Below are 19,368 nucleotides of genomic sequence, written 5' to 3'. Positions count from 1 at the left end.
AAAATGAGTGTTAAGATAGTAGATGACTTAGACCATCTTTACAGAGAAGCGGCGGAACTTTTCAGTGATCTTGCCAAAGAATCGATAGGGCAGAAGGGCAAATTCGTTGTGGCTTTGAGTGGTGGCAGTTCACCAAAAGCGATTTTCGAATTGCTGGCGACAAAAGAATATTCAGAAAAAATCGATTGGAAAAATATTTATTTCTTTTGGGTAGATGAACGCTGGGTTCCGTTGGATGATGATAAAAGCAATGCCAAGATGACCTTCGAGACCCTTTTGAATCAAGTTCCAGTCACCAAAGATCACATATATCCAATGTACAAACATGGGATTTCTCCCGAAGCCTATGCGGCAGAATATGAAAATGACATCAGAACGATTCTTGGAGAAGAAGGCCGATTTGACTTGATCCTATTAGGAATGGGCGATGATGGACATACGGCATCACTATTTCCTGGAGAAGAGATTTTGAATGAAAACGAAAAGTGGGTAGATGCCTACTATCTGGCGCCACAAGAAATGTACAGGATTACGCTGACCGCACCAACCATCAATAAAGCAGAACATGTTTTGGTCATTACTTTTGGAAAGTCAAAAAAGTCTGCCTTGAATGAAGTTCTGAATGGTGCGTACAATCCCAATTTGTATCCGTTACAACTCATCAAACCAGAAAAAAACGAACTGCAAATATTGACGACTTCTGAAACATTGGTGACAGTTTAAATATTCTTTTTTCAGGTTGAAAAATAAAACCCTTAAGTTAGTTTAAGGGTTTTTGTTTTTTTGATTAGATGAGGATAGAGCCTTACTTTATATTTGGGAATGTTGTTACTTTCCGATACAGTATCTAAAGAAGTCTTTATTGGTGGTGGTTTTCGTGGTGTAAAGTGTACAAAAGTGGTACAATTATTCTTTTATTTTTAACATTTTAACCACATCTAAAAAATATTGTTTAGACCAAATATCCAATACTTTTGGATTATAGATGAATCTTTCCACATTTTTCTTAGCGATTTCAACATTCAGATTTTCGATTCGTTCTGTTAGCAACACTGTGAATTCTGTTTCAGAAATAGTTTCTTTTCCCCAATCAGAACTATCTTTTGCTCTTGATAAGAAATGCTGAAGATTCAGATTAACCCCTTTTCTAATATACCATTCCAAATCGTACCAGTCACGACCTTTAACATTATTTCCCCACTTTCTGAAAAGTAAAGCATGCATTTTACCTGCAAATAGATCTTCTAGCACAAAACATTTCACATAAAACGAACATGTTTTTAAAAGCAATTTTTCTTCAATCTCAAAACCCAACGGCGGTTTTTTATCTACTTCAATTTTTATTTTTAATCCAATATTTTGTTTGATTCCTAATCCTGGAACCGAAGTTTCCAAGATGAGTTCACCGCAAAAAGTTTCTGACTTCAAGAATGCAGATTCTATGGCGGAGACAACGGATTTATGCTTTGTTTTGATGGTAACAACCATACCTTGAGCCAAAAATTCATCTTCAATAAACTTGAGATAATACTCTAAATTTGAAATTTCATCTTCTTGCAACAAAGAAAGGTCTAAATCCTCCGAGAATTAATCAAGTCCATAAAAAATCAGCAAAGCAGTATCTCCGTAAAAGCGGCTTTTGAAAAAAAACCACCACGGGATAATCCTGCCAGTGCCAATTGTTGCATTATTTCACGCAATGCCTGTTTGTAATCATCGGCAGTTTTGGGTTTATATTCTGCTATCCAATCTTGTGTCATAAATTTTCTATAACTTTTATAACATTCAACAAAGATTCTTTTTTAGGTGCAAATTCCAACCAGTTTCTCATTTCTCTGGTATTGAATATCTTCAATTGCTTATCATCCATTCTCAGATTTTCGAACAAAAACTTTTCAGCAGATACTTCACTTCTAATGATGATGCCGGCTGTTGTAATAACTTTGTCCATCAAGGCTTTTTCTGCAGTTGCCATTAAAGAAAATTGCCCATCTCTGATAGAAATTCTCTTTATTCCAAATGAATAATATGGTGTTGGAATTTTTATATATTCGAAGTTACCGAGTGAGTTTAAGAATTTTTTTGATGTTTTGAATGTCATTGAACTTACTGAAAAAACACGTTCCGGAATTAATCAGTAAAATGACAATGCCGATTCCACTGAAACATAACTCGGAGTGCAAAGAATATTTGCAATGCTGAAGTTCTCGGGTAAAGAATCGCTATTCCAAACGTATAGACCTTTTTTCAATGAGATTAGTTTTTCTTCATTTATCAAGGAATGGATTTTATCATTAGGTCTTTTATATCCTTTCAAAAGACTTAGCAACACCTGATGAGGAATCGGGTGCGCAGTATATTTTTGAATTAAAACTTCAAAATTCACAATACAAATGTAAAATATTAAATAGATAATCGGAAATAAATCGATTATCTATTTAATATTTTACATTGCAAGTCTGTTCTTCACATTATTTTTATCTATCTAATAGATGTCAATATAATTATCGTTTTTTGAGATTAAAGATTAAATTTTTCTTTAAGAAATTTACCAATAGAAGTTGCACCCCAAACGAGTAGAAAACCTCCAACCAGTCCTAAAAAAGTTCCGCATATTATTAAAAAAATATTTTCCATTGTATAGTTTTTTGAGATTAATTAAAGACCATATCCGAGGTCTAGTTTTAAACCTTTACTTTTTTCGTTTTTTTTCTTATTTTCCTTTCTTTTCTTCAAAATTTCAGAAAATCGGAAATAAGGATTTTCAACAATTACTTCTATATCATTTTTGACGAAAAATAATTTTGTATGTTCCTTAGCTTTAACAACCTTTGTTTCGCCATCTTCGAAATGTTCTCTGACAAAATACTTAGTATCATCATCGGGAAATTCAAAAACATCTCCTTGTTTAAGTTCTTTCAAGAGTTTTAGTTCTGTTTTCTCTGTATTCATCGTATCGTTTGTTGAAATTATTTATTTAGGGAAAACTTTATATATATCGCTTCTTTTCAAAAATCTTGATAATTCAATAGAATTTTCATTTTTATAAAAACCTAGACGATAGTCTCCAGTTCTCCATCTAAAAGCAGTAGAAAACCCTTTCATTTTTTTTATATTTCCAACATCTTCTAATGTTTGAGAGTTTTCAAGCTCTATAATAAATTCCTTGATTTTTAATTTCAATTTTTTATCATTTAGCTTTTTAATGTCTGTTAGGAAACTTCGCAAAAAAATCACTTCCATTACCCTAATTCGTTCATTACTTCTTCTCTACTTACAATGTCTGTTCTATCTGATTGTTGCATTAGCAAAAGCAATCCTATATCTTCTCTATCTTCTTCAGACAAAGATTTTAACTTTTCATTTTCTTTGTATTCAACATAAAAAGAAACCGCTTTTTCCATAAGAGATTTAACGCTTAATTCTTCGAACGCAGATAAAATTTTAAGTTTTGTAAGTACGCTTTCTTCTATATCAATATTTTTTCGCATTGTAATAATATTTATTTATTCAAATATACATAATGTATATAATATACACAATATATTTTTTACTTATTTATTGACATTTTTTTGATTTCTTCGTTTGTGTGATTATCAAGAATTTTAGCATACCTGTAAAATGTAGCTCTTGTTAATCCAAGTGGTTTATAAACTTCTTCGGGTGTTTTAGATTTGTCTTTATATACCGAACGCATAATTAAAAGTTTAGCAATAGTTTCTTTTGTATATCCTTTTGGTCGTCCGCCTGTTCTACCTCTTGCTCTAGCAGATTGCAAACCTGCATTTGTCCTCTCTTTAATTAACTCCCTCTCATACTCAGCCAAAGAAGCCATTATATTGAGAAAAAGTCTTCCACTAGATGTAGATGTATCGACACCATCAGAAATCCCTTTTATAACAACACCTTTTTCACTCAAACTTAAAACAAGGTCAATAATATTTTTTAAACTTCTTCCAAGACGGTCTAATCTCCAAACAAATAATACGTCATCTTTTCTTAAATGGGCTATCATTTTATCAAGTTCTGGACGATTCTTAGTTGAACCCGATATTTTTTCATTAAATATTTTTTCGCAACCTGCCTTTTCTAAAGCTTCAATTTGCAAATTTAAATTTTGGTCTTTGGTTGACACTCTTGCATATCCAAATTTCATACGTTGTTACATTAAACTCATAAAAAGTAAATTTATGAAACTTTGTTTAATGATACGAGTTTTTGAGAAAATAAATCGAAAAGATAAGTGGTCTAATTCGACCACTTTATAAAATCTCAATAATTCACCGTTTTTTTATACTTTTTTCTTTTTAGCGCAACTTTTTCTTTTTTCAAAAAAAAGTTATCCACAATGGATGTTTTTTCCGACTATAAAACATTTGTTTTTTAAATAAACAAATGTTTTTAAATACATAGTTTTTTAGGGTTGCGCAAAGCCTTTATTCATGGGAGCTTAGAGTATGCTACTATGTAGGTCATTCCGGGCTAACTATGTAGGTCATTCCGGGGAAAACGGCTTTAACTATGTAGGTCATTCCGGGGATTTCAATTTAACTATGTAGGTCATTCCGGGGGTAAAACCTAAAAAAGCATGTTAACTATGTAGGTCATTCCGCTAACTATGTAGGTCATTCCGCTAACTATGTAGGTCATTCCGCTAACTATGTAGGTCATTCCGGGGAAAATTGTTAAAAACAGTAATTAACTATGTAGGTCATTCCGGAAATGTTTTATTCGTTTTTCAATTCTGGGAACATTTTTTCGTAAAAAAATCCTCCTAAGTTTTTTATTTCATTATTGGAAATATTTTCAAACCAAACATTTCTTCTGTAGAGTGGAGAATCTTTGTTGTCATATTGGCTGTTAAAGGTGATCATTTGATTTAATCTTCTATACATCTCTGTATATCCAAGCCTTTGAAGTAAAAAGAGGGCTTGAGCTTCACTCATGCCGTAAGCAACAAAGTAATTCATCGTTTTGATTTCTTCTTCAGACAATGATTCTTTGCGTATTCTTTTTTTAAATCTGAATTCTATGGCTGTAATCTTCCGTCCTGTTTTTTTTGGGATATAGATAAGATTATCGATGTCTAGTTTAGAATTTTTATTAATTTCTTCTACGGCAGGATCCAAGAAAACCCTTTAAAATTCGCTCCATACTTTTAGATATTCTACTCTTTCTACATCAATCGGGGCTGTTTCTTCGTTGAAGAGAAGTTCTAGCTGCATCTGTTTGGTTGCAATATCTTCTTGATTACCGTTGGTGTTTGTATACTCTATAAAGCCTAAAAGCATTTTAAATTCTTCAATAGAAACTCTAAAAACGCCTGTTTCTTTGTATTGGGAAAGGAGTTCAAAAAACTTTTTTCTTTTATCTCCTTTGAGGTCTATAATATTTTTCTCTATTTGTGTATAGGGAACCTTGGAGCTTTCTACATATTCTAAAGCAAATTTTTCGAAAAAGAATACTTTCCCAAAGTTGGCAAAACGGATGGTAAACTCATTGGTGTCTTCATCATTAATTTCTACACTGTCTACTAGGTTAAAAAAAACGGTTTTCTTTGCGGGTTTGTTATAGAATACCCCATTAATGTTTCTAAGCCCATTGATGATGTAAAAAAATTCTGATGGTGAGTATGTATTCTTTTTGTCTTTTATGTTTTTATATTTCAAGAATTTTTCGAAATTAAAAACCACACTACCTGTTGCATTAGGATCGTGGAAATCGATTTCACTTTGTAAATAATACAGTATTTCTTTCTGCATTTCAGATGCATCTCTCAAAACACTTTTTGTGAAATAATTGGATTGTATTAAATAATTGCCTGCTCGCTTTGTCATAGTGCTTGTTTTCCGCTGAAAATTTGATAAGTGAAGTTCTCTACCGGATTATTTTTATCGAAGATCCTATAGTACCTATTAGCCTTCGTATCGCTGAAATAATCTTCTTTCTTAATAAAGCATTTTATCCACAGCCAATTTTGCAATTGGGAAGCTAGATTTTTAGGTTTCCAAACCTTATGGTAAAAACATGTTTTTTTGGTATCCGAGAAATAGACCACACAAAAAAAACCTTGGCTTTCTGTCTTTTTCATATTTTAAAAAATCCTTACCTTTGGGATAGGAAAAAACATATTTTATGTTTGGGGAGAATCTTTTGGATTTTCCCTTTTTTATTTATTAAAATATTTTTCCTGGACCGCAGTTACAATCAAATTTTTCATTGTTGTTCCTTTTTCTACAGATAACATCTTGAGACTTTTTAATACATCATCTGGAAAATGAACATTGAAAGGGGTCTCTTTTATTTTATTTTTTACAGGCACAACCTTTTGAACTGGGCTCGTCATATTGGTTTCTTTTGCCTTGCCGATTAAGGCAGATAAATCTAATTTACTCATTGTTTTATATAAATGTATAATTATACAAATATACAAATACATATTTAAATAAATATATATTTGTATATATTCTATTTTGCCACTATTGTTAATATTTCTTTTGTAAGATTATCTATTTGTCTTTGCGCGTTCGCATTTTCTTCCACACCATTCAGTACAACCGAACGAGAAAAAGCCACCAAGTCTGAAAGCATTTTCCGAGAGACCTTAATATCATAATCTACTAATTGATTTTTTATCTCCTCTGTCAAAGTTGTATTTGGCTTAACCATGTTGAAAACAATTATTGCTTTATCCTGATTATTGCTCTGTTTTATAATTTGAATAGTAGATTTGATTGCTAATAAGTCCAAAATACCTGCTTTGGTTGGAATGATAATAATGTCAGACAAATTACACAACTGCTCCAAATTATCCGACAAATAGGGTGGAGTATCTATAAAGATAAAATCATAATCCGAATTAATTACGCTATTCAAATCATTAGAAGAAAAAATAGGAACTTCTGATAACTCTCGGATATTAAGCAGAGATCCTTGTGAATCCATATCCACGATGCAAACTTTTGCGTTTGTTCTGAGATTAGCCGCCAAATTAAACGTAAGAGTAGATTTCCCTACGCCTCCTTTTTGATGAGTACTTAAAATTATTTTAGCCATTATTTTATATAATTACACAAATATACAAATATGTATTTACATATTTATCCAAATATACATTTATATATTTATACAAACACGTAAATTCAATTGTTATTCATTGCATTTTATTTTGATAAAGTTTTCACTAATTAAAATTACCCCTGTCATATTTACACAGCTATGCCCAAAAGACCAATGTCATAAAAATTAATCCTTATTTAATATTGGGTAAGGACTAGTATATTCCATTTTTCATAAAAAAAAACTTACTTTTGTCTGCATAAACTAAAATAACCATGAGGTACAACAATTATTTTTTGTGGATACTCGTTTGTATTATTAAAAAAATACAATATTATAAATGATTTGGATTCTACGAGCCTCTTTGATTACTCTAGATTTTTTGAGTATCAATGTCTTTTTAATTTTAAATTTAGGATTTATATTCTCTTCTGAAAGGAAGCAGGGTTTATTTTTATTTTTATTTAATATCTGGTGGATAATTATTTCAAAACTACTTCACTTATACGAAAAGATCCTAACGAAGAGCTCGGAAAAACAGTATTATTTTTTAATCAAAGGATTAATTCTTTTTTTCTTCGTAACCTTTGTTCGGTTTGCAGCAGATCAAGGTACTCGCTTCGTTTTCTCGGAGCCATTTTTCGTTCCTTTTTTCCAATTTGTGGTCTTAACTTCTGTCATGATGCTGGGAGGAAGGATTTTGATATCTTTATATCGTAGAAAAATCCGAAAAAAAGGTTCAAAAAAATTCAACACTGTTGTTGTAGGAAGCAATAATTTTTCTGCCAATCTGAAGAATGTTGACTTTTTAGAAATGCGTTGTACGTAACGAATTAATCATTTGTCATCTCTTATAAACATCAGGTAGCTTTAAGTTAAGTTTATCAGATAAAAATAATTCATTTTTAAATTCATTATATATGAAAAAAGTAACAATTTTATCCTGTATTTTCACCTTTATTTCTTTGGTTGTGTCAGCACAAGAAAAGCCAACGACTAATGATTGGGAAAATCCAGCTATATTTCAGATTAATAGAGAACCTGCCAGAGCGGCATTTTTGCCTTATGCTGATGAATCTTCTGCTATTGCTGATGATTATACGCGCTCTCCTTGGTTTCTGACTTTAGACGGAAAGTGGAAATTTAATTGGTCACCGACACCAGCTGAACGTCCAATGGATTTCTATAAAACAGATTTCAATGCTACCAATTGGAAAGAAATTGCAGTACCGTCAAACTGGGAATTAGATGGATATGGAATTCCTATTTATACTAATATTACGTATCCATTTGTCAAAAATCCACCGTTTATTAATCATGCGGATAATCCAGTGGGGTCTTACCGACGTGCTTTCGAGTTGCCAGAAAACTGGAACGGACGCCGTGTTTACCTTCATTTTGAAGCAGGAACTTCAGCGATGTATATTTGGGTAAATGGAGAAAAAGTAGGATATAGTGAAAATACAAAAAGTCCAACAGAATTTGATATTACTAAATATGTAAAAGCCGGTAAAAATCAAGTTGCTGTTGAGGTGTACCGTTGGAGTGATGGTTCCTATTTAGAGGATCAAGATTTTTGGCGTTTGTCAGGAATTGATCGCGATGTTTATCTTTATAGTACAACTAATACCCGTATTGCTGATTTCTTTGCGCGCCCTGATCTTGATGCTTCCTATAAAAACGGTAGCCTGTCTGTTGATGTTAAATTGAAAAACATGAATGCGGTTGCTAAAAACAATCAGATTGTTGAAGCTAAATTAGTAGACGCAAACGGGAAAGAAGTTTTTAAGAAAACAATAAAAATTAATGTTGGAGCTAATTCATTTGAATCAACCACTTTTGCACAAAATGTCTCCGCACCTAAATTATGGAGTAATGAAACACCAAATCTTTATTCTTTATTGCTTACGCTAAAGGATGAAAATGGAAAGTTTATTGAAACAGTTGCTACACAAATCGGTTTCCGAAAAGTAGAATTGAAAAACGGACAATTATTAGTTAATGGGGTTAGAATTATGGTTCATGGTGTCAATATACATGAACATAATCCTAAAACAGGACATTATCAGGATAAAGAAACCATGATGAAAGATATTAAGTTAATGAAACAACTTAATATTAATGCGGTACGTTGCAGTCATTATCCAAATAACTTAATGTGGGTTAAATTATGCAATAAATATGGTTTGTTCTTAGTAGACGAGGCTAATATTGAAAGCCATGGGATGGGAGCTGAATTGCAAGGTTCTTTTGATAAAACAAAACATCCTGCTTATCTTCCGGAGTGGAAAGCTGCTCACATGGATCGTATTTACAGCTTGGTAGAACGAGATAAAAATCAACCTTCTGTTATTCTTTGGTCTTTAGGGAATGAATGTGGGAATGGACCTGTTTTTCATGAAGCTTACAAATGGATAAAGAACAGAGATAACACACGATTGGTTCAATTTGAGCAAGCTGGTGAGGAAGAAAATACCGATGTGGTTTGCCCGATGTATCCAAGTATGGATTATATGAGAGAGTATGCTAAACGCAAAGACGTGAAACGTCCTTTTATTATGTGTGAGTACTCGCATGCTATGGGTAATAGTAGTGGTAATTTTCAGGAATACTGGGATATTATTCGCGGCAGTAATAATATGCAGGGAGGATTTATCTGGGATTGGGTAGATCAAGGATTTGAGATGACTGATGAAGTGGGACGTAAATATTGGTCGTACGGTGGAGATATGGGAAGTCAACATTACACCAATGATGAAAATTTTTGTCACAACGGATTAGTTTGGCCTGACCGCACGCCTCACCCGGGTGCTTTTGAAGTAAAAAAAGTATATCAGGATATTTTGTTCACAGGGGTTGATTTGAAACAAGGAATTATTGAGGTGGAAAACGGATTTGGGTATACCAATCTAGACCAATACCTTTTTAAATATGAGGTTTTAGAAAACGGATTAGTTATCAAGACAGGCACTGTTGATATAAAACTTGAGCCGCAATCCAAGAAACAAGTGCAACTTGAATTGCCAAAATTATCATCAAAAGACGGAGTTGAATATCTTTTGAATATTTATGCTTACACAAAAAATGGTACCGAAGTTTTGCCTCAAAATTTTGAAGTTGCCAGAGAACAGTTTTCAATTAGTGAGAGTAAATATTTTGTAAAAGCAGTTAGTAATAAGGGATCGAAACCTGCAGTTAAAGAAACTAAAGATTGGATTACGCTAAATGCGTCTGGTGTTGAAGTGACGATAAACAAAAGCACTGGTCTGATTCAAGATTACAAATCAAACGGAGAACGTTTTTTCAATCAATTACCGGTTCCTAATTTTTGGCGTGCACCAACCGATAATGATTTTGGAAATAATATGCAGGTGGCAAGTAATGTATGGAGAACCGTGGGAAGAATCAGTAGTTTGAACTCCATTGAGGTCAAAGAAGAGTCTGGAAAAACAACTGTTGTGGCTACTCTTTTCTTAGGCGATGTAGCGTCAACGTATACGATTGTTTATACAATGAACTCAGATGGAAGTTTAACGATGGTAAATACATTCAAGGCAGGAAGTAATCCATTGTCTGAAATGCCTCGTTTTGGGATGCTATTTTCTCTTAAGAAAGAACTTGATAATTTCAGTTATTATGGTAGAGGGCCTTGGGAAAATTATCAGGATAGAAATACTTCATCATTGAAAGGGATTTATCAAAGTAAGGTTGCCGATCAATATGTTCCCTACACGCGTCCTCAGGAAAATGGATATAAAACAGATGTTCGTTGGTTAACACTTACAAATAATTCAGGAAACGGAATTGAAATTGAAGGTTTGCAGCCTTTAGGTGTAAGTGCTCTTCATAATTATCCTGAAGATTTTGATCCGGGTTTAACTAAGAAATACCGTCATACCAGTGATATCACTCCTCGTAAAGAGGTTGTAATTTGTGTTGATTTAGCGCAAAGAGGTGTGGGTGGAGATAATAGTTGGGGAGCTTTGCCTCACGAACAATATCAATTGAAAAATAAAGAGTACAGCTACGGTTTTGTTATTAAACCTAAAAAGAATTAATGTCAAAAAATGACAGAACCCGATAAAGATGATGACATTTAAAACAAGAATTATGAAAGAAAAACTAGAATCCTATTTTAATAACAAATACATGTTCACTTTATGTTTCGTCATAAGTGTCATCAATCTGTCGGCTCAGAAAGTAACTATTCCTATTGCAACTGACAGCAATCTTATTCTATTGCAAACGGATGCTTCTAATAGTAGAAATGATTGCGAAAATGACGAATAAAAGACCACAAGACAGGTATTCGTCGATGTCGGAGATTATAAAAGTATTACAAGATTTAGACAATTCTATTGGAGATAGCAGTGAAAACAAAATAGATTTATTATTACATAAAGCAAATCAAAAGATTTCTGCTACACAAAAGGAAGAATTAGATAGAAGAAAAGAAAGAGAAAAAATTGATTCTGAATTTAAGTTTATAGAATTTTCTATTAAATCATTATTTGATAAATTTAACAATAGAATTAGTGAAATTAATAAAAGTTTAGAAAGAACTAAAATTCAGATAAGTGATAATTCTAATCAGATGAAAGTTAGTTTTATGGGTAAAAGCTTCACAATTTCGTTTTATCCTAGCTCTAACATACAGGAAACAATTAAAAAAGAAAAGGAGGCTTCATTGCAATATCAAAAAAGACATTATGGATTCGTAATGCAAACTCCTGAAACTTCACACTTAGAAAAAGACAATGTAGTTTTAATAGGCGAAATGGTTTTGAGCAAAAGTTCCCTTCCTCTTGATTCACTTGGATATAATTTACTTTTACGAAAAGTTAATCAAGATGATTTGTACGGTGAATGGTGGGTTGTATGGTTTGAAGATTCTGGTTTGTCTCAAAAACGACCGTTATTTATGAGAAAATAATATTGCCTCTAACCTCTTAACAAGGTCATTTTTTAATTTTTCGAAACTATTAATAAAGTTCTGATGTGACTTAATTTCTTCCGGGATTAAATTCAAATCAATAACTGGTAATTGATGAGCAGAAACTTCTATTTCTTTTCCATCCGCCAGAGTATCCTTGATTTTTATATTGAAATCCCCTAAAAGTGTATCAGCCATATTGGTAGGATAAAACAATTTGACTTCATTTATAGAGAAGCGAATTGCGTATGAAACCATTTGATATAAATCAGATTGAGAAACCCCACATTTAGGATCTAAATCGTTAGAATAAACCAATTTATATTTAGTATCTGCTATTACTTTTTTGAATCCTAAATCTAAAATTAAATCGGGTTTCAAACTAAATGTTTTATCCTCGTCTAGATACACACCCGAAACTTGTCCCTTTGGATTTACAGCTTCAATTTCTCTATCGATAAATCCGTAAATGAAATCTTCAAAAACATATTCCATTGGTAAAAGAAAGGCAAACAACTTCAGCTCATTTTTATAATTAAATGATATTGAATTTTCTAAAAATAAACTACAATAGTCTCTGACTGTTTCGAAATGCGAAAAAAGAGGATTAAACTTAATTCGTTTACATTGATCTGCTGAAATTGTAACGTCGGAAACATCATCCAATAAAAATAAAATATCATTTAAACTTCTTTTGTTTTTATAATCAGAAGTTGCAGATAATAATATTTTGCATACATATTTTATGCATTGATTAAAGTCATTATCAATTTCAAAAGAATCATAAATGCAGCAAATTTTGTGATGTCTTGCTTTTGCTAAATTCTCTTTAATGTATGAATTAAAATTAATCCTTCCTTTTACATTATTGATTTCATTTTCAATTTCAACATATTTTTGATAAACTGAAGAATTTAAAATTTCCTTTGTATATTTACTAAATAAGTATATTAATACTTCAAAAAAATCAGCTTTCTCGCTATTCAGTCCTGAAAGATAATTAGGAAACTTCAATTTTCTACAGTAACTCAACCACCACAGAATATGTGTGTTAATAACGAATACCTTATTTTCATTAACCTCATTATCTTCATAAAAGATTTTAGGTAAAAGATTGATGGTTTGATTTTGGAAATGAATTACACCAACATACTTATTTGATTTAAGTTCATTTGTTCTATGAAAAAATTGTAAAAAACGTTGTACTTCTTCTCTATTTTCCTCTTCAGTATAATATGCTGTTTTTTCTCTTTTATTCCAGACCGAGTCTAAAAACATTTCTAAATCCTCGAAATGTTCTTCATCTAATGACGCTTTATTTTTATATTCAAACAAGTTTATCACAACGCTTTCATTTTCATTGGCCAACCTTCCAATTCAATATCACAAGCTTTTAGGATGGATATAATCTCTCTTTCATCGTTCATAAAATATTCGAGTAGTAAAGGAATAACTTTATTATTGATTGTTTTTTCTAATGAATAATTCTCACCCATAAAATAGGCATGACCAATTGTAAAATCGTATCCTTTTCTCTTTTGAATTTCTGAATTAATTTTTTCTAAGACAAATCCATCCTTAACTCCTGCGGTTAAATGATTTGGATAATAAGGAACGAATTCAAAACGTCTTCTTAAAGCTATATCAAGTAATGCTATGGACTTATCAGCTGTGTTCATAGTACCTATTATGTACAAATTTGATGGAACAATAAATGAATCACCAGACGGCAATGTAGCTGAGAGTGGAATCTCGCCTTCTGAACGCTTATCTTCTTCAATCAAAGTAATCAATTCTCCAAAAACGCGTGAGATATTTGCTCGGTTGATTTCATCAATTACAATAACGTAATTTTGAAGTTCAACTTTAGCTAAATCGCTTTTTCCTTTTTCTAATAAGATTTCTAATAATGGTTTATAATAATGTTTTAAGCCTCCGGTTATAATATCACTTTCTCCAATTTCATACATTCTTTTCAGAGTATTAATACTTAAAGTATGTTCAGAGTCTCCAATATTTTTTCGAAATTCAATAGATTTATCTCCAACATCAGTAATATAATAGGAGGTTTTTTTCATTTTTATCTCCAGTTCTTTCACTTCTCCATCATTTAGAGGTTGAATGAGCTCGTCAAAAACTAAATCAAAATATTTCTTATTATTTATTGGATTTTTTGATGCCTTTAAATTTCGTAAAGCTTTATCCGCAATTTTTTTGAAAACACCATCTTTCTTTTCGAATGACAATTCTTTTCCATTTTCTGTATCAGGTCTTAATCCCTGTATAAAATCTTCGTAACTATAATTTTGATGAAATGTTATAAATTCTATTTGGTTGTGAAGATTCTTATTAAAAATATCTACAGCATCTTTGTAAGAATTCGTGATTTTTCCTGTAATAATCTCAACGGCTTTTAAAATTGTACTATATGTTTTACCTGTTCCGGGCGGACCATATAATATTTGATTTAAGGGAGCAGTAATCATTGATGGCATGTTGGAAGCTAAGCTCATAGTTATTTGTCCATTTATGAATTCAACATTGAAATAAGGCTTAAATAGTTTTTTATTTGCTTCTTCTAAAATATCAGGCTTGATTTGGGTGAAAGTAGTGTTTCCACTTGGATAAATATTTCCTTTGTCTAAAAGGTCTTTTGTGTTATGTTTCACAGGATTTTTAACAAACTCTACTTCTTTATAAATCCAACCATCACTTCCAATCATTTCATTTGGCACATAATCCCAAACATCAGAAATTATTCGCACAATTCCTATAAGTTTATTTGAGCCAAGAGTTACGTAAACAAAATCTCCCGTTTTCAAATTTTCTTTAAAAGACTTAGCTTGACCCTTGCCTGTATCTTCATGTAAAGTAATCCAATTGTTATTGGTTAAACTTTCGACAATATGACTTTTACTTCTCTGTTTAAAACTTCCATGGGACATTTTAAATAAACTATGATTTTCTAAATCAATTGTTTTTAAATCTCCATAATCCGGAATATCTTCCAGAACAGTATTAACACCTGATTTAAAATAAGATAGCAAAACATCATAATCAAAATCAACTGCGGTTGCTAAAATCTTTTCTTTCACATAAGTTTTGTCAGAATGCCTGTAAATTCCATAAGTCATAGATCCGTGATGAAAATCTATAAAAAATTGCAAACCTGTAGACTGGTTTTCTTGTTCTTTGTTATAAATAGCTAACCAATATCGATCACTACCAAGCTGTCTAGCTCCTTGAAAATCAAACGAAATTGACTTAACGTATTCACCAATTCCTAGATCCAAAATAAGTTGTCTGATAAATTTTTCAATAAATTCTCTTAAATTTTGGTGGCCATAAAATGTAATTGCAGGATAGAATATTGTATAAAAATTCTTATATGTTTTGAATTGGTTTTCTTTGCCTTCTTTATGCTTTGCTACCAACTTCTCAAGAAAATCAACTGTTACAATTCCTCCGTCGATAATATATTTAATCAACTCTTTCCTCACATCTACAATTACGCCGCTTCTGCTTTGATAATATTGCCAACATTTTTCAATATCGCTCCTTTTTGCTCTATTGATTTCATCTACTAAAACCTGTTTGTTTTCGTAGCAATTTTGTATCGTTTTAGAAGTTTCGCAAAGTGATTTTATGCCTTCTTTTATTTCATTAGTTGTCATTAGCTTATCGTAAATTTTGTCAGAGTTTTATTATTTACAAAAGATTTTTGAAGATTATTTACAGTATTAAGTTTTCAATTTGAGCTCTCCATGCATCTGGGAAATATGGTGTCAGAAAAAACACATGTACTAAATCTTTCATCAATGGAAATCCAGCATTATCAGTTCTATAAGAATATTCAAACTCATCTTTTGAACTTAGCACATATTTTTTAAACTCATCAAAACTCAAATCCCCGTTCAAATTGAAATTTTTATAATCAATTTTTTTTAGAGACAGGTCTCGCTGATAGCCTTCATTAAAAAAGGGTTTTGAAAATAATTGTTCTTCAAAATCATTTTCAACATCTTCAATTAGATGTTTTGAAATAGAATTAATTCCAAAATGTGGAACAAAATAACCAAGGTCAATTTGTTTTTCTAAAACGAATTCTCGTAATTCCTTATATTCTTTTTCTAGATCTAAAATAGCAATATAGATAAAAATGGTCGCCAATAGTGGGGATGTAGAATCAGAATAAAAGATAGGTTTTGTCCCGGTCATTTTAAATTTAATAACATTCTCAATACTATTGTTAGCATCAGGTAAAAAATTATTGTCTGCTTTCCTTCTGCGTAAATTACTAATTGTAACCTTTAAATAGTTTCTCGCACTTTCTAAGTCATCTAACTCTATAAATAAATTAATAACAGAACAAATAATATTAGAATGATAATCAAGCAAAGGCTTCATACAAACTTTATTTTGATTTATAATTTCAGCTAACATCAGTCTTGTACTTTCCTTATTATAAATATTGTTATTGCTCGTTAAACAATATTTAATATAAATCACATAAAACTCTAAAAAATCAAATGATCTGAGATTATATCCAATTTCCTCATACATTCCACCGTTCTCAAAATAAAGACCGTCTTTCTTAAGCGCAATTGGTAAGGTCTTTTCAAAATAATCCAGCAAAACTTCGTCAAAGTAAAACTGGTATAATTGCTCAAAATACTTTAAAGCGAATTTATTTTCTTCTAGTTTATTTTTAAGTGTCCAATGCCAAACTTTAATCAACAAGCACAGAAGGTATTTCTTAGCAATATTTAGATTGTTATATCTTTTTGACTCAGTAAAAACAATGAATGAGATTAACTTGAAAGTCTCAAATATCATCTGATTATTTCTATTTGTACAAAGCTTTTTCTTATCAAATTGAAATACTGACAACAAGTTCTCTAACAATTTTACAAACTCAGCCGAAACATGTTCATCCGCATCGAGATTTATAAGAGTTTTGTTGAACAATCTTACATTAACATCATCTGTCAAAAGGTAAGCGTTGAAAAGGTTTTCAGTGAATATTTTAGTTAATCTTGAAATATCCCATCGCTCAAAAGATGTTTCATGTAGAGATTTTTCCAGAATTAAAAACATCCCCTCTAACGTACTTTGAATTTTACCTTCAATTGTACCATTATGAACAATAATCACCTTCAACGGGAGTTTATCAAATTGAGGATATGCTGATAGAAAAGGATTGTATGTTGCTTGAGAAAGCGAATCCTGAATACCGTCTTTTCCATAAAACTTTTTTTCAGTTATATTTCTATCTACACCACCTTTTAATTCAAAATAAAATCTTTTTTTTATATTATCTTCAGGATCATCGCCAATAGCTACTATATCTTTTCCATATTCTTTAAGTCCTAAATTTTCAGTTGGTTTAGTTAAAATTTCGAATCCTTGAGCTTCCAAGAGAATTGGAAATATTTTATTCAATTCATCTTTTTCGGTTAGCGATTCTAAATATTCTTTAACTATTAAATTTCTAATTTCCATTTTCAAAATTATTTAAAGACATTTCAAAAGCTTCGGGATCTTTATAAGCCCTTTTATCAATCATTGCGCTAACACTTACTTTTCCCATTGAATTAATTTCTTTATCTCCTATCTTAAAAGAGTTACCTCTCACAATAATTTTGGTGCTTGCAAACTGACCAAATATTGATTTTTTATCAGCGTTTTTGCTAGCTTTAGATTGACTTTCATTTTGTAATCTATAATATAAGTTTAAGTGTTCATCCTCATTTAAATAAGGATTAAATTCATTTATACTTTCTCGCTCAACTTTATCAATCAGGTATTCATCTAATGCAATACTTATTTTCTCTAAAAATATCTTATCAGCTTTAGACTTTGTGATTTGTGATTCAATTAACTCATATAATGTTTTACCATATGCTTCTTTTATCAATATTGATAATTGTAAAATCAAACAATCTTTAATTTTACTTGATTTGGAGTTTCTCAATGGTAATATTAACGGCAGAAGTAATTCAAAAAAGATTGGATATTTACTACAAGCCACAATCGCATTTAGTTGCTGAATATTTGTTGATTTTTTTAAGTCAACATTATATGGTTTGGAATAACCAGACATTATTACTTGCACACCTAATAAACTATGCTTTCTACTGTTAAATAGCTCGAATATACAACGCTCCATCTCTTCATTCTTGATATTCCAAAAATTTTGCAGAGCACTATCATAAAGTTCAGTAGCAGAGCGCCATCCTGTTGTAGTAGATGTCATGACCATAAGATGGAACAAATACTTTGGATCACTAAAATTGTGAAAGAAACTTTGTATTACTGAAAAATTTTGTGTTCTTGACAAGTATTGATGGAGTAATTTATACTTTTCTTCATCATTATCTTTCAAATGAAAAGTAATAGTATGAAAAACTGCATTTAAAAGATTGTCTTCGATTGACGCTATTAAATCACTTAATCTTTCAAAATATTTATTCTTTATCAGTTCTGGTGTAGATTTATTCATTATAAGCTTGCAGAGATAGTAGCTGTATTCAGAAATCTGATTATCGGAAAATTTTGAATTATCTACAATCTTATCAACTTCTATAATATCGTCCTCATTGGTAAATGGTATCCTGCCAAAAATAAATAGAGCTGTAGTGGGTAAGCTCACAAATATTTTTTTTGCTTCTTCAAAAACAAAGTCTAAATCAATATTTATAAAATTGTATAGTATTTTCGCCAAAAAGAAATGTTTCATATCAGTACTTTCCTCGAGTACGGAATTATATAATTCCATCGCCAAATTGGGATTTAATCTTGGCAAATCTCCTACAAAAGCATCAGCTTCATAATTTTTGGAGGAGTTAGCAAGTTCTATTATGCATTTTTTTAAATCACTTAAACTTGCAAATTTTGAGATTGCAAACAAATAGGACAATCTAAAATCTATAATGTGCGGCTTTAGTTCCTCCTCTTTTTCTAATATTTTAAAGATTTCATGAATATCTAAACCATTTTCCAAAAAATTTTTCAAAATGTAGGATAATAAGCCTTGAGTTATTTCTCTAGCTCCACTCCAAAGATAATTTCCATTATATATATTAATCTTATTGAAGAAGTCGTCTACAAATTGATATGCTTCAGGTAGATTTGTAGGCACTTTTTTACACAAAATATCTTCTGAGTAGACTGAAAGTTTTTTGTTGAAAAAATCTGAGTGAAAATTAATCTCATACACTTCTAAAGTTTCGCTTTCAATTTTTATAAGAACTCCAGAATCAATTAATTTTTTTGTGACGACAGTATTTGTTGAACTATATTGGGTAGTGTGGGTTGTGAAACAATGATTAATAAGTATATTAAGATCTCTTTCCATAAATATTAATTTACTAGCT

The 19,368-nt window shown here is 31.0% G+C and carries 19 protein-coding genes and 1 pseudogene; 4 read left to right on the top strand and 16 right to left on the bottom strand.

Translation table 11 applies throughout. The annotated features are described in order from the left end of the window. Positions 1-3 precede the first annotated feature (3 nt). The gene (gene pgl, locus BMW39_RS17990; protein WP_034978737.1) at positions 4-723 is read left to right on the top strand and encodes a 6-phosphogluconolactonase; all 720 of its coding nucleotides are present in this window, start codon (positions 4-6) and stop codon (positions 721-723) included. A gap of 183 nt (positions 724-906) precedes the next feature. Here pgl and BMW39_RS17985 read toward each other — a convergent pair. From BMW39_RS17985 to BMW39_RS17935, 12 genes and pseudogenes are all read right to left on the bottom strand, one after another. Next, positions 907-1,575 (bottom strand): annotated as a pseudogene (locus BMW39_RS17985) (nucleotidyl transferase AbiEii/AbiGii toxin family protein); the annotation flags it as partial. Positions 1,576-1,607: 32 nt separating this feature from the next. Beyond that, positions 1,608-1,760: a hypothetical protein gene (locus BMW39_RS19430; RefSeq protein ID WP_221406053.1), complete on the bottom strand. Its 153-nt coding sequence runs from the start codon at positions 1,758-1,760 to the stop codon at positions 1,608-1,610. Then, positions 1,757-1,975, bottom strand: a complete 219-nt coding sequence (locus BMW39_RS19425) for a hypothetical protein (RefSeq protein WP_221406054.1) — start codon at positions 1,973-1,975, stop codon at positions 1,757-1,759. Before BMW39_RS19425 ends, BMW39_RS19430 begins: the two co-directional genes overlap by 4 nt. Positions 1,976-2,658: 683 nt before the next feature. After that, positions 2,659-2,952 (bottom strand): hypothetical protein, encoded by a 294-nt coding sequence (locus tag BMW39_RS17975; RefSeq protein ID WP_034978739.1) that lies wholly within the window; start codon positions 2,950-2,952, stop codon positions 2,659-2,661. 21 nt (positions 2,953-2,973) lie between these two features. Continuing rightward, a complete protein-coding gene (locus BMW39_RS17970; protein WP_034978741.1) occupies positions 2,974-3,243 on the bottom strand; it encodes a type II toxin-antitoxin system RelE family toxin in 270 nt (89 codons plus the stop codon). Then, entirely contained in the window at positions 3,243-3,491 is a 249-nt protein-coding gene (locus BMW39_RS17965; protein ID WP_034978744.1) for a hypothetical protein, read from the bottom strand. Before BMW39_RS17965 ends, BMW39_RS17970 begins: the two co-directional genes overlap by 1 nt. A gap of 59 nt (positions 3,492-3,550) precedes the next feature. Further along, positions 3,551-4,156 (bottom strand): recombinase family protein, encoded by a 606-nt coding sequence (locus BMW39_RS17960; RefSeq protein ID WP_034978746.1) that lies wholly within the window; start codon positions 4,154-4,156, stop codon positions 3,551-3,553. A gap of 571 nt (positions 4,157-4,727) precedes the next feature. After that, positions 4,728-5,129, bottom strand: coding sequence for a replication initiation protein (locus tag BMW39_RS19780; protein WP_034978748.1), 402 nt, complete (start codon positions 5,127-5,129; stop codon positions 4,728-4,730). Positions 5,130-5,138: 9 nt separating this feature from the next. Continuing rightward, positions 5,139-5,837: a replication initiation protein gene (locus BMW39_RS19775; protein WP_034978750.1), complete on the bottom strand. Its 699-nt coding sequence runs from the start codon at positions 5,835-5,837 to the stop codon at positions 5,139-5,141. Continuing rightward, entirely contained in the window at positions 5,834-6,091 is a 258-nt protein-coding gene (locus BMW39_RS17945) for a hypothetical protein (RefSeq protein ID WP_034978752.1), read from the bottom strand. The genes BMW39_RS19775 and BMW39_RS17945 overlap by 4 nt, the downstream gene beginning before the upstream one ends. Before the next feature lie 78 nt (positions 6,092-6,169). Further along, complete coding sequence (locus tag BMW39_RS17940) at positions 6,170-6,397, bottom strand: hypothetical protein (RefSeq protein WP_034978754.1); 228 nt, start codon at positions 6,395-6,397, stop codon at positions 6,170-6,172. A 71-nt stretch (positions 6,398-6,468) separates the two neighbouring features. Continuing rightward, complete coding sequence (locus BMW39_RS17935) at positions 6,469-7,056, bottom strand: ParA family protein (protein WP_034978756.1); 588 nt, start codon at positions 7,054-7,056, stop codon at positions 6,469-6,471. Positions 7,057-7,979: 923 nt separating this feature from the next. Here BMW39_RS17935 and BMW39_RS17925 point away from each other — a divergent pair. Genes BMW39_RS17925 through BMW39_RS17920 form a run of 3 tightly spaced genes read left to right on the top strand, consistent with a single transcriptional unit; the run spans position 7,980 to position 11,992 of the window. Then, complete coding sequence (locus BMW39_RS17925; RefSeq protein WP_034978760.1) at positions 7,980-11,117, top strand: glycoside hydrolase family 2 TIM barrel-domain containing protein; 3,138 nt, start codon at positions 7,980-7,982, stop codon at positions 11,115-11,117. 52 nt (positions 11,118-11,169) lie between these two features. Further along, entirely contained in the window at positions 11,170-11,349 is a 180-nt protein-coding gene (locus tag BMW39_RS19220; protein ID WP_131474364.1) for a hypothetical protein, read from the top strand. Continuing rightward, the gene (locus BMW39_RS17920; protein ID WP_139175299.1) at positions 11,339-11,992 is read left to right on the top strand and encodes a hypothetical protein; all 654 of its coding nucleotides are present in this window, start codon (positions 11,339-11,341) and stop codon (positions 11,990-11,992) included. The genes BMW39_RS19220 and BMW39_RS17920 overlap by 11 nt, the downstream gene beginning before the upstream one ends. Here BMW39_RS17920 and BMW39_RS17915 read toward each other — a convergent pair. From BMW39_RS17915 to BMW39_RS17900, 4 genes are read right to left on the bottom strand one after another with little or no spacing between them, the layout of a single operon-like run. Further along, positions 11,975-13,360: an McrC family protein gene (locus tag BMW39_RS17915; protein WP_034978763.1), complete on the bottom strand. Its 1,386-nt coding sequence runs from the start codon at positions 13,358-13,360 to the stop codon at positions 11,975-11,977. The two genes, BMW39_RS17920 and BMW39_RS17915, sit on opposite strands and share 18 nt — an antisense overlap. Continuing rightward, positions 13,333-15,666, bottom strand: a complete 2,334-nt coding sequence (locus BMW39_RS17910; protein WP_051880061.1) for an McrB family protein — start codon at positions 15,664-15,666, stop codon at positions 13,333-13,335. Before BMW39_RS17910 ends, BMW39_RS17915 begins: the two co-directional genes overlap by 28 nt. A gap of 58 nt (positions 15,667-15,724) precedes the next feature. Continuing rightward, a complete protein-coding gene (locus BMW39_RS17905; protein ID WP_034978764.1) occupies positions 15,725-17,494 on the bottom strand; it encodes a hypothetical protein in 1,770 nt (589 codons plus the stop codon). Then, positions 17,484-19,349, bottom strand: coding sequence for a hypothetical protein (locus tag BMW39_RS17900; RefSeq protein ID WP_034978765.1), 1,866 nt, complete (start codon positions 19,347-19,349; stop codon positions 17,484-17,486). The genes BMW39_RS17905 and BMW39_RS17900 overlap by 11 nt, the downstream gene beginning before the upstream one ends. Positions 19,350-19,368: the final 19 nt, after the last annotated feature.

It is taken from the genome of Epilithonimonas lactis, from assembly GCF_900110605.1.
Lineage (GTDB): Bacteria > Bacteroidota > Bacteroidia > Flavobacteriales > Weeksellaceae > Epilithonimonas > Epilithonimonas lactis.
Note: the sequence above shows the minus strand (reverse complement) of the source record. Positions and strands in the feature narration are given on the sequence as shown.